Source organism: Pseudomonas sp. NFACC56-3, assembly GCF_900100025.1.
GTDB lineage: Bacteria > Pseudomonadota > Gammaproteobacteria > Pseudomonadales > Pseudomonadaceae > Aquipseudomonas > Aquipseudomonas fluorescens_AA.
Map to the genome: position 1 here is coordinate 1 of NZ_FMTK01000021.1, position 11542 is coordinate 11542.

The following is an 11542-nucleotide window of genomic DNA, read 5'->3' on the forward strand; positions in this document are numbered from 1 at the left end:
GCGAGGATGATGATCATGATCAGGAAGCAGCCGAACAGCGCGATGGTGCCAGGGATGCGGCCCATTTCCTCGCGCACCATGTCGCCCAGGGAGCGACCGTTGCGGCGGGTGGACAGGAACAGGACCATGAAATCCTGCACCGCACCGGCCAGCACCACGCCGGCGATCAGCCAGAGCGTGCCGGGCAGGTAGCCCATCTGCGCCGCCAGCACCGGCCCGACCAGCGGCCCCGCACCGGCAATGGCCGCGAAGTGGTGGCCGAAAAGGATGTGTTTGTTGGTCGGGACATAGTCCAGGCCATCGTTGTTGAGCACGGCGGGGGTGGCCCGGCGCGCATCGAGTTGCATCACGTTGTTGGCGATGAAGAGGCTGTAGTAGCGGTAGGCGACCAGGTAGATGGCCACGGCGGCGACGACGATCCAGAGGGCGTTGATGGGTTCACCGCGGCGCATGGCCACGACGCCCAGGGCGCATGCTCCTACGACGGCCAGCAGTAGCCAGGGCAGATGGCGCAGCAGGCTATTATTGTTTTTCATTTTTATATTCCAGCCAGGGTGGACAAGAAAGGTAGCCATTGGAGTTTAGCGCTAACCCGGGCAAAGGCCATACTCGACATTCGTCTGTCACCGGCCGAACGGTGACGATGACCGGCCAGTAGGGTCTATAGTCATTACATCTTCAGAGGGAAAGCGTAATGAGCGAACGCCGCCGCTTCGTACGAATAGAGTTCCATGCCAAGACCGAGCTGACCCAGGGCTCATTCACCTGGCCGGTGAAACTGCTGGACCTGTCCCTCAAGGGCCTGCTGATCGAAAAACCCCAGCCCTGGCTGGGCAACGCCAAGAACACCTTCATGGCCGACATCCATCTGAGCAATGAGGTCGAGGTGAAGATGGAAGTCAGGCTCACCCACGACGATCACGGCCACCTGGGCTTTGTCTGCGAGCACATCGACCTGGACTCCATCGCACACTTGCGCCGACTGGTGGAGCTGAACCTGGCCGATCATGACGAACTGGAGCGGGAATTCGCGGCGTTGATCCAGGTTTGAATCAGCGGGTTACTCGAACAACGCATCCAACGCCTGCTCCAGGCGTGTCACCGCAATGATCTGCAACCCCGGCGGCGCTTCCTTCGGTGCATTGCCCTTGGGCACGATGGCGCGCTTGAAGCCATGCTTGGCCGCTTCCTTGAGCCGCTCCTGGCCACTGGGCACCGGCCGGACTTCCCCCGACAGCCCTACTTCGCCGAACACCAGCAGATCATGGGGCAGCGGTCGATTGCGCAGGCTGGACATGACCGCCGCCATCAGCGCCAGGTCGGAGGCAGTTTCCAGCACCTTGACCCCACCGACCACGTTGAGAAAAACGTCCTGGTCGTGAGTCGGAATCCCGCCATGTCGATGCAACACCGCCAACAGCATGGCCAGCCGATTCTGGTCCAGGCCCAAAGTGACCCGCCGCGGGTTCGCCAGGTGACTGTCATCCACCAGTGCTTGCACTTCCACCAGCATTGGCCGGGTGCCTTCCCAGGTCGCCATGACCACGCTGCCCGGCACTTCTTCCTGGGCACGCGTCAGAAAGATCGCCGAAGGATTCGAGACTTCTTTCAGGCCCCTGTCGGTCATGCCGAACACGCCCAATTCATTGACGGCACCAAAGCGGTTCTTCACCGCCCGGAGCAAACGCAGGCGACCATCGGATTCGCCTTCGAAGTACAACACGGTATCGACCATGTGCTCCAACACCCGCGGTCCCGCCAACGCACCTTCCTTGGTGACGTGGCCCACCAGGAAAATCGCCGTGCCGCTCTGCTTGGCGTAGCGCACCAGCAACGCCGCGCTTTCTCGCACCTGGGACACGCCGCCCGGGGCCGATTGCAGCTGTTCGGTGAAAATGGTCTGGATCGAGTCGATCACCATCACCTTGGGCTTTTCCACGCGCGCCGTGGCGATGATGGTTTCGATGCAGGTCTCGGTCATGACCCGCAACTGGTCCTGGGGCAAGCCCAGGCGCCGTGCGCGCATGGCGACCTGCTGCTGGGACTCTTCGCCAGTGACGTACAGCGCCGGCATGCGGGTGGCGAGGTTGCACAAGGTTTGCAGCAGGATGGTGGATTTGCCGATGCCCGGGTCCCCACCGATCAGCACCACCGAACCGTCCACCAGGCCGCCGCCCAGCACCCGGTCCAGTTCACCGGACGCGGTGGAAAATCGCGGGACTTCTTCAACGCTGACTTCAGCCAGGGTCTTGATCTGCGCCTGCTGACCGGCCCAGCCCGTGCGCCCGGTGGGGGCCGCCGCGCCGCCGCTTTCCACCATGGTTTCGGTCAGGGTGTTCCAGGCCCCGCATTCGCTGCATTGGCCGGCCCATTTGGGAAAGGTCGAACCGCACTCGGTGCAGCCGTACATGCGCTTTGCCTTGGCCATCTGAACTCCGGGGTAAAAAACGCGATGATAGCCCAGGCAGTGGCTAGCGCGGGGCCGGCATTCTGATTTCGCCCTTGGCCAGATCCATTGCGGTATTACCCAATGGGTCCTGGGCCTGCAGATCCGCCCCCTTGGCCTTCAAGGCGTCGAGCAATTCGGTGCGCTTGAACAGCCCGGCATACATCGCGGCGGTCTGTCCGGCACCGTTGCGTTGGTCCGGGCTGCAATCGGTGGACAGCAAGCGACGGGCAATCTGCACTTCGCCCTTGAAAATGGCGCCCATCAGCGCCGTATTGCCACGTTTGTCCTGGGCACAAGCGTCGGCCCCTGCGGCCAGCAAACGCTCCACCGCCGGAGCGTGGCCGTGATAAGCCGCCAGAATCAGCGCGGTGTAGCCCTTCTCATCTCGGGTATCCAGCGAATAACCGGCCTCGATAAACGTATCGAGCATCGGCACATCGCCCCGGCGAGCGGCGTCGAAATAATAGTTTTGCAACTGTTCCTGGACCGCAGCCGGTTCGGTGGGTATTGGTTGATCGGCCAGTACGGTCAGTGACCAGGTCGCAAGCATCGACAAAAAGAATTTACCCATCATGACGTCTCCCCATGACTCAAGACTGTGGGAGCGAGCTTGTTCGCGATGCAGACGCTGCGGTGCACAGCCAGACCGAGTCGCCTGAATCGCGAGCAAGCTCGCTCCCACAGTTGGATCAGTCAGTCAGTTTTTCCGCCAGAGCCTTGACCCGGGCCAAGTCACCTTTGGCGACACGGGCCACGCCAGTGCCGTATTCAGGATCGGCCTTGTAGAGGAACGACAGGATGATGTGTTTGCTCTCGTCATCAGTGGTCGCCAAAGAGCCACCAAAGCTTTCGATCAGGTCATCACGTTCTTTCTTGCTGAACGAACGATACAAATCACCGGCCTGCTTGAAGTTCTGCTCGCGCTGGATTTTCGCCTGCTGGGTGCTGCCACTCAGCGCGGTCTGGCTGTAGCGTGCCGCCTGCGGTTCTTCACGAGGCGTCAGGCGGCTCGGCTGGTAATTCACGCCGGTGCTGGTGCTGCCTGGGTTCATCGCACCGTCCTGGTTACCGTTGTTCACCGCCACCTTGGGGGCGTTGATCGGCAATTGCAGGGCATTGGCGCCTAGGCGGTACATCTGCGTATCGGCATAGGAAAACACCCGCCCCTGGAGCAGACGGTCCTCGGACGGCTCGATGCCTGGCACCAGATTCGCTGGCGCCATCGCCACCTGCTCGGTTTCCTGGAAGACATTCGCCGGATTGCGGTTCAAGACCATTTGCCCGACCTTGCGCTCAGGCACGCCCGGCCAGATCTTGGTCGCGTCCAATGGGTCGAAGTCGAACTTGGCAAGGTCTTGCGGATTGAGCACCTGGACGTACAAGTCCCACTTCGGGAAGTCGCCCTTATTAATATGACTCACCAGATCATTGGTCATATGGCTGTAATCCTGGCCTTGAACTTTCACAACTTCTTTCGGATCGAGATTTTTCAAGCCCTGCAAACTTTTCCAATGAAACTTCACGTAATGAACGTCACCCTTGGCGTTAATCAGCTTGTAGGCATGTACACCGTTACCATCCATTTCACGGTAACTGGCCGGTGTGCCGGAGTTGGAATACAACTCGGTCAGGGTACGGGTCGATTCTGGAACATGGGAGAAGAAATCGAAACGCCGTGAATCATCGTCCAGGTTGGTCCGCGGATCGGGTTTGAACGCATGGACCATGTCCGGAAACTTGATGGCATCGCGAATGAAGAAAGTCGGGAAGTTGTTGCCCACCAAGTCCCAGTTACCGTCGGCGGTGTAGAACTTCGTGGCGAAGCCACGGGGGTCGCGCAGGGTTTCCGGCGAATGATTACCGTGCACCACGGCAGAAAAACGCACGAACACCGGAGTGACCTGACCTGCGGCAAAGACCTTGGCCTTGGTCAGGTCGCTGAGATCGTCGGACACCGTGAATGTGCCGTGGGCGCCGGTACCACGGGCATGCACCACGCGCTCGGGGATGCGTTCACGATCGAAGCGCTGGAGCTTCTGGATCAACTGCACGTCTTGCAGCAGGGTCGGACCGTTGGGACCTGCCGTCTGCGAATTCTGGTTATCACCGACCGCCGCACCGTTGTCCCGGGTCAGGGTGGCCGCGTTGACAGACAAGGATAGAAGGCTCGCGGTCAGCACAAAAAGAGCGCGGCGATGGGAATAAGCCCCGTGGCCAAGGGAAGTGTTCATAGGCATGTTCCTCTGATGTTATAGAGCGCATCCATGTGCGCCATCCAGAGGCTAGTGCCGGGGAAAGAAAAACCTAAATAGAAATGCCGTACCGTACCGATAGAAAAAACGTTATAGGGCCCCCGGGCCGAAACCGCGTATCACGCGCGATTGATGGCACTTTGTAAACTTTTCATCCGAGCCCCGGTCGATAACTGAAGCTTTGTAAGCAGGCGTTTCGAGCAGGACTCGTTGGGCTGATTTACACTGCCACTCATCTTTCATCCGTTACAAGGAATAACTCATGGGCGTGCTAAGCGAGTTCAAGGCCTTCGCGGTCAAAGGCAATGTCGTCGACATGGCCGTCGGGATCATCATCGGCGCCGCTTTCGGCAAAATCGTTTCGTCATTCGTCGGCGATGTGGTCATGCCGCCGATCGGCCTGCTGATCGGTGGCGTGGATTTCAGTGACCTGGCCATCACCCTCAAGGCCGCCCAGGGTGATGCGCCTGCCGTGGTGCTGGCCTACGGTAAATTCATTCAGAGCACCATAGACTTCATCATCGTGGCGTTCGCCATTTTCATGGGCGTCAAGGCCATCAACCGCCTCAAGCGTGAGGAAGCCGTAGCCCCCAGCGCGCCCCCGGTTCCGACCAAGGAAGAGCTGCTGCTGAGTGAGATTCGCGACCTGCTCAAGGCTCAGAACGAGCGGCCCTGAGCCTACCAGTAGTTTTCCACCGCCACCTGGCCCGGACGACGGGTCAGGCTCAGTTGCAGGCCCCTGGCCTTGAGCAGCTTGCGCGTGTCGTCGATCATTTGCGGGTTGCCACACAGCATCACCCGCGAATGCTCCGGTGTCAGTGCTACACCGGCCGCGCGCTCCAGCTCGCCGTTGTCGATCAACGTGGTAATGCGCCCACTGAGCGCCCCCGGGTGCTGCTCACGGGTGACGGTCGCAATGAAACGAAACTTGTGAGCGTACTCGGCCAGGTAGTCGCGCTGGGGCAGTTCCTTGATCAGGTCCTGATACGCCAGCTCCCGCGCCTCGCGCACGCTGTACACCAGGATGATCCGCTCGAATTTTTCCCAGGCCTCGAAATCCTGGAGGATCGAAAGAAACGGCGCCACGCCCGTCCCCGTGGACAGCAACCATAAATCCCGGCCATCGACGAAGCGGTCCAGCGTCAGGTAGCCAAAAGCCTGGCGATCCACCAACAGTTCGTCACCCGGTTGCAAGCGGCTGAGTTCACTGGTGAACTCGCCCTCGGGAACCACGATGGAAAAGAATTCGAGAAACTCGTCGAAGGGCGACGACACCATGGAATACGCCCGCCAGACGGTGGTGCCGTCCGCCTTGGCGACGCCCAGCCGGGCGAACTGGCCCGCCCGGAAGCGAAAGCCACGATCCCGGGTCGTGCGTAACGTAAACAAATGAGACGTCACTGGCTGGACATCGAGCAAGGTTTGGCGGGTGAACTTCTCTGCGCTGTCGGTCATGAGCCACTCCTAGGGGACAAGACGTGCAGTGTCCCGCAAAGCGAGCGTCTTCACCACCGACAACAAGTAATGGCATTTTAGCTACAGTCGCCGCCTTCATTGATAAATCTTTCACCGAACTTATACAAAGTTACAGACATGTAAAACCAACCAAATAAAAATTATCCCCTTAAATATTTCAAAATGTAAGCGAACTAAAAAAAAACCACTGCAAGTTAGGAATAGTCCTACACTAAAATTTCGCATCATGGATTGGATCCGATTGACGAATCAAACCCAGGAGAGAGCGATGGACAGGTGGAAGGACTTGTTACTGAGGAAGCTATCCTGTGAAAAAGACCTGCAGGCGGCGTATCGTCTGGCATTGAATTTCTTTAACAATCAGGGATTTGAATATTGCGCATTTGCAGCCTATCTCGGAAGCCCCGACAAACACACCAGCAAGGTGAATCTGAATAACTATCCTTATGGGTGGGACCGGCTTTATGAACAAAACGGTTATGCGTCAAACGATCCATTAGTAGCACATTGCAATCAATCACCGCTCCCGATCTTGTGGGATGAGACTGTTTTCGCTCAGGCCCCCAAGTTATGGCGAGAACTTAATCGACAGGGGCTCAAGTACGGCTGGACCCAGGCCGTTCATGACGACCAAGGGACACAATGCAGCCTGTTCAGCCTTGCACGAACCCATTGCCCCATTGATATCGAGGAACACTATGGCAATCTCGGCTACGCCATCTTCGCCAGTCAAAAGCTGCATACGCTCGCCAGCAAAAAACTGTCTGACAGCATCGCAGTCAAGCAGAACTATCACTTGTCGCCGAGAGAAATCGAGGTACTGAGATGGTCGGCCGAAGGCAAGACGGCCTCGGAAGTGGGCAGGATTCTCTGCCTTTCCGAACGAACCGTGAATTTCCATGTATGCAGTTGCATGCGAAAACTGAACGTCAGCAATAAAATTTCGGCGGTGGCCAAGGCTGCCCATATCCATGTGATCTGACCGTGGCGCGGCACTGCCGAGCTGAAAACCCCCGAGTAATGTGCAACAAAAAAACGTACCATTTACGGACCCTCTTGAATGATGCCGCTTTTTACACGCGACGCAGTTCATTCAGGTGGTCCCGCACAGACACCTCCAGGCAGCGGGACATTCGTTGATTTCCAGAGTCCCCAGCCATGCCCCTGTTTGACAGCCCTTTCGCCCAACTCGACCTGATCCGCCAACCCGAACAGCAGAACGAACCGCTGCAAGCCTTCGATGCGGCCGATGAATACCTGCTCGCGTATCTGGCCGAACAACAACCGGCCGCGCAGACTCGGGTCCTGGTGCTCAATGACGGCTTCGGCGCCCTGGCCGCCAGCCTGGCCGGCAACGTCCTGGTGACCAGCAGCGGTGATTCTTTTCTGGCATTGCAGGCACTGGAGAAAAACCTGGTGCGCAATGGCCGGCCCTTCGATGCCGTGCCAACGCTGCCCGCCAGCGAACCGTTGACCGGCCCGTTCGATCGCGTCCTGATCAAAGTACCGAAAACCCTGGCCCTGCTGGAGGAACAACTGATTCGCCTGCAAGGCCAACTGGCGCCGGGCGCCCAGGTGATCGCCGGGGCCATGATCAAGCACCTGCCTCGGGCCGCCGGCGATTTGCTGGAGCGTTACATCGGCCCGGTGCAAGCCTCCCTGGCGGTGAAGAAAGCGCGGCTGTTGATCGCCACACCGTCCACCGCCTCTTCACCCGGCAGTACGCCGGTCGTGTCGCCCTACCCCACGCGCTACTGGCTGGACGAGCCGAAAATCGAACTGCTCAACCACGCCAACGTGTTCTGCCGCGAAGGTCTGGACATCGGCACGCGAGCGTTCCTGCCACATTTGCCGAAAAACCTCGGCACGGCCCGGGTCGCGGATCTGGGCTGCGGCAATGGCGTGCTGGCCATCGCCAGTGCCCTGCAAAACCCCGAGGCCCGCTACACCCTGGTGGACGAGTCGTATATGGCCGTGCAATCGGCAGCAGAGAACTGGCGTGCGGCCCTCGGCGAACGCGAAGTGACGATCCGGGCCGGCGATGGCCTGGCCGGACAAGAAGCGCAGTCACTGGATGTGGTGTTGTGCAACCCGCCCTTCCACCAGCAGCAAGTGGTGGGCGACTTCCTCGCCTGGCGGATGTTTCAGCAGGCTCGCGAAGCGTTGGTGGTGGGCGGCGCGCTGTACATCGTCGGCAACCGGCACCTGGGCTACCACAGCAAACTGGCGCGGTTGTTCCGAGGCGTCGAGCAAGTGGCCGCCACGCCGAAATTCGTCATTCTCAAAGCCCGCAAATAGACCGTCCGCTGCGGGAGCGAAGCTCGCTCCCGCAGGAAAATCAGTGGGTGGTCAGCCCCGCGGCATTCATGAACATCCGCATCAGGCTGGCGACGATGAACAACGCCAGCACACTGCCAGCCCAGATCAACGCCAGCCAGCCGAGCCGCTGCCAGAGCGGCTTGCGCTCGGCGGCCTCGATGTCTTTCAAGTCCGGTTTGGCCATGCTCGAAGCCCTCAATGGTAGCCGTCGTCGTGGGTCACCTTGCCGCGGAACACGTAGTAGCTCCAGAAGGTGTACACCAGGATCAACGGAATGATGAACAGCGTGCCCACCAGCATGAAACCTTGGCTCTGGGGCGGTGACGAGGCGTCCCAGATCGAGATGGACGGTGGCACGATGTTCGGCCACAGGCTGATGCCCAAGCCGCTGTAGCCGAGGAAGATCAGCACCAGGGTCAGGATGAAGGGCGTGTAGTTGGCATTGCGGGCCACCGCGCGGAACAAACCGTACATGGTCACCAGCACCAGGATCGGCACCGGCAGGAACCAGAACAGGTTCGGCAAGGTGAACCAGCGGGCCGCGATGTCCGCGTGGGCCAGCGGCGTCCAGATGCTGACGATACCGATCACGGCCAGCACCACGAGCGCCAGCGGCCGGGCCAGGTCATGCATCTGCTCTTGCAACTTGCCTTCGGTCTTCATGATCAGCCAGGTGCAGCCGAGCAACGCGTAGGCCGCGATCAACGCCAAACCACAGAACACCGTGAATGGCGTGAACCAGTCCAGGGAACCGCCGGCGAACTGGCGATTGACCACTTCAAAGCCGTCAATGAACGCCCCCAGCGCCACGCCCTGGAAGAAGGTGGCCGTCAGCGAACCGCCAATGAACGCCTTGTCCCAGAGGTGGCGCTTCTCGGCCTTGGCCTTGAAGCGGAACTCGAAGGCCACGCCGCGGAAGATCAGGCCGATGAGCATCAGGATCAACGGCAGGTACAGCGCCGACAGCACCACCGAGTAGGCCAGCGGAAACGCCCCGAACAGCCCGGCACCGCCCAGCACCAGCCAGGTTTCGTTACCGTCCCAGACCGGTGCCACGGTGTTCATCATGACATCACGGTCGCGCTCGCCCTTGACGAAGGGGAAGAGGATGCCAATCCCCAGGTCGAAACCGTCCATGATCACGTACATCATGATGCCGAAGATGATGACCACGGCCCAGATCAGCGGAAGATCAATACCCATGACTCAATTCCCCTTGTTCGAGCGGTCGTTGTGGTCCACTTCGTCGTCGCCTTCGTTGGCGGCCGACAATGGCCGGGCCGGGGTGCGTTTCTGGCCGGGCCCGCCATCGGTCGGTTCGGCTTCGTGAGCCTCCGGCCCCTTGCGTACCAGGCGCATCATGTAGCTCAGGCCTGCACCGAACAGGGCGAAATACACCACGACGAACAACACCAGGGTGATACTCATCTGCGCGAAGCTATGGCCGGACGAAGCATCGGCGGTGCGCATCAAGCCGTAGACCACCCAGGGCTGGCGGCCGATTTCCGTGGTGAACCAACCCGCCAGTATCGCGATCAGGCCGGACGGTCCCATCCACAGCACCATGTGCAGGAACGGCCTGGACTGATAGAGCCGGTCGTTGCGGCGCAACCACAGGCTGCACAGGCCAGTGAAGATCATCAGCAGGCCCAGGCCGACCATGACCCGGAACGACCAGAATACGATGGTCGAATTGGGCCGGTCTTCAGGTGGAAACTCCTTGAGGGCCGGCACCTGTTTGTCCAGGCTGTGGGTCAGGATCAGGCTGCCCAGGTAGGGAATCTCCACAGCGAACTTGGTCCGTTCCTCCTTCATGTCCGGCAGGCCGAACAGGATCAGTGGGGTCGGTTCGTTGCCAACGTTTTCCCAGTGGCCCTCAATGGCGGCGATTTTCGCCGGTTGATGCTTGAGGGTGTTCAGGCCATGGAAGTCGCCGATGACCGCTTGTATCGGCGCCACCAGCAGTGCCATCCACATCGCCATCGACAGCATCCGGCGGATCGCCGGGGTGTCGCGGCCGCGCAGCAAATGCCAGGCCGCCGACGAGCCGACGAAAAACGCCGTGGCGACAAACGCCGCGGTGGACATGTGCAGCAATCGATAAGGAAACGAGGGGTTGAACACCACCGCCAGCCAGTCCACCGGGATCACCCGGCCATCGATGATTTCGTAGCCCTGGGGAGTCTGCATCCAGCTGTTGGAGGACAGGATCCAGAAGGTCGAGATCAGAGTGCCGATCGCCACCATGACCGTGGAAAAGAAGTGCAGGCCACGGCCGACGCGGTTCCAGCCAAACAACATCACACCCAGGAAACCTGCTTCGAGGAAGAACGCCGTGAGCACCTCGTAGGTCAGCAAGGGGCCGGTCACCGCGCCGGCGAAGTCCGAAAAGCGGCTCCAGTTGGTCCCGAACTGATAGGCCATGACCAACCCGGACACCACCCCCATGCCGAAGTTGACGGCAAAGATTTTCGACCAGAAGTGGTACAGGTCGCGGTAGGTGTCATCGCGGGTCTTGAGCCACAGCCCCTCGAGCACCGCCAGGTAACTCGCCAGGCCGATGGTGATGGCCGGGAACAGGATGTGGAACGAGATCGTGAACGCGAACTGGATTCGGGCGAGATCGAGCGCCTCCAAACCGAACATAAGTCTTCCTCTGTCAGGTAAAACCGGCTGCGGGCGGGGAGTAGCATCGGCCCCCAGGGATATGGAGTGCGATGCATTTCAAATCGTTCTTTTTATAACCGTCACACCGCAGGACTCTGGCCGGACGGCCGCCAGCCCAACGCCTCGAAGGGTATTGATCTGGATCAAGCAATGTTCAAAGAGTAGTCGCAATATTGCCGATGGACGGCGTGGTCTTTTGTCGCGTGACAGGTTGTCTCAGTGTGGGGTGCCAGCATCGGCCCCGTTGTTTTGAAGGCATACGGTATCCCGTGGCGAGGGAGCTTGCTCCCGCTCGACTGCAGCAGTCGCCTTTCTTGGGACCGCTTCGCGGCCCAGCGGGAGCGAGCTCCCTCGCCACAGTTCCGCCATGCCCCTGGGC

Annotated in this window: 12 protein-coding genes; 4 read left to right on the forward strand and 8 right to left on the reverse strand. The window is 59.9% G+C overall.

Annotated features, from left to right (window positions below; translation table 11 throughout):
- A partial coding sequence (locus BLO80_RS22940) for a carbon starvation CstA family protein (protein ID WP_305882516.1) occupies positions 1–536 on the reverse strand: 536 nt, incomplete at its 3' end.
- A 158-nt stretch (positions 537–694) separates the two neighbouring features.
- On the opposite strand from BLO80_RS22940, the gene BLO80_RS22945 reads away from it, so the two are divergent.
- Positions 695–1051 (forward strand): PilZ domain-containing protein, encoded by a 357-nt coding sequence (locus BLO80_RS22945; protein WP_092332984.1) that lies wholly within the window; start codon positions 695–697, stop codon positions 1049–1051.
- A 9-nt stretch (positions 1052–1060) separates the two neighbouring features.
- On the opposite strand, the gene radA is transcribed toward BLO80_RS22945, so the two are convergent.
- The 3 genes from radA to katB all read right to left on the reverse strand — a co-directional run bounded on the left by radA (position 1061) and on the right by katB (position 4680).
- Complete coding sequence (radA, locus tag BLO80_RS22950) at positions 1061–2428, reverse strand: DNA repair protein RadA (protein WP_092332982.1); 1368 nt, start codon at positions 2426–2428, stop codon at positions 1061–1063.
- Between the two features lie 43 nt (positions 2429–2471).
- Entirely contained in the window at positions 2472–3020 is a 549-nt protein-coding gene (locus BLO80_RS22955) for an ankyrin repeat domain-containing protein (RefSeq protein WP_092332990.1), read from the reverse strand.
- 118 nt (positions 3021–3138) lie between these two features.
- Complete coding sequence (gene katB, locus BLO80_RS22960) at positions 3139–4680, reverse strand: catalase KatB (protein WP_092332980.1); 1542 nt, start codon at positions 4678–4680, stop codon at positions 3139–3141.
- Between the two features lie 283 nt (positions 4681–4963).
- On the opposite strand from katB, the gene mscL reads away from it, so the two are divergent.
- Complete coding sequence (mscL, locus tag BLO80_RS22965; protein ID WP_003205779.1) at positions 4964–5377, forward strand: large-conductance mechanosensitive channel protein MscL; 414 nt, start codon at positions 4964–4966, stop codon at positions 5375–5377.
- A gap of 2 nt (positions 5378–5379) precedes the next feature.
- Here the strand turns inward: mscL and BLO80_RS22970 are convergent, their stop codons facing one another.
- Positions 5380–6156, reverse strand: a complete 777-nt coding sequence (locus BLO80_RS22970; protein ID WP_092332978.1) for a ferredoxin--NADP reductase — start codon at positions 6154–6156, stop codon at positions 5380–5382.
- 289 nt (positions 6157–6445) lie between these two features.
- Here BLO80_RS22970 and BLO80_RS22975 point away from each other — a divergent pair, with 289 nt between their 5' ends.
- Positions 6446–7159: an autoinducer binding domain-containing protein gene (locus BLO80_RS22975; protein ID WP_092332976.1), complete on the forward strand. Its 714-nt coding sequence runs from the start codon at positions 6446–6448 to the stop codon at positions 7157–7159.
- Positions 7160–7335: 176 nt separating this feature from the next.
- Positions 7336–8475 (forward strand): methyltransferase, encoded by a 1140-nt coding sequence (locus BLO80_RS22980; RefSeq protein ID WP_092332974.1) that lies wholly within the window; start codon positions 7336–7338, stop codon positions 8473–8475.
- Between the two features lie 40 nt (positions 8476–8515).
- On the opposite strand, the gene BLO80_RS22985 is transcribed toward BLO80_RS22980, so the two are convergent.
- Genes BLO80_RS22985 through BLO80_RS22995 form a run of 3 tightly spaced genes read right to left on the reverse strand, consistent with a single transcriptional unit; the run spans position 8516 to position 11142 of the window.
- Positions 8516–8680 carry a DUF2474 domain-containing protein gene (locus BLO80_RS22985; protein ID WP_003205785.1) on the reverse strand — a complete coding sequence of 55 codons (165 nt, stop codon included), beginning with the start codon at positions 8678–8680 and terminating at the stop codon, positions 8516–8518.
- 11 nt (positions 8681–8691) lie between these two features.
- Positions 8692–9699: a cytochrome d ubiquinol oxidase subunit II gene (cydB, locus tag BLO80_RS22990; protein WP_092332972.1), complete on the reverse strand. Its 1008-nt coding sequence runs from the start codon at positions 9697–9699 to the stop codon at positions 8692–8694.
- A 3-nt stretch (positions 9700–9702) separates the two neighbouring features.
- Complete coding sequence (locus tag BLO80_RS22995) at positions 9703–11142, reverse strand: cytochrome ubiquinol oxidase subunit I (protein WP_092332970.1); 1440 nt, start codon at positions 11140–11142, stop codon at positions 9703–9705.
- Positions 11143–11542 lie beyond the last annotated feature (400 nt).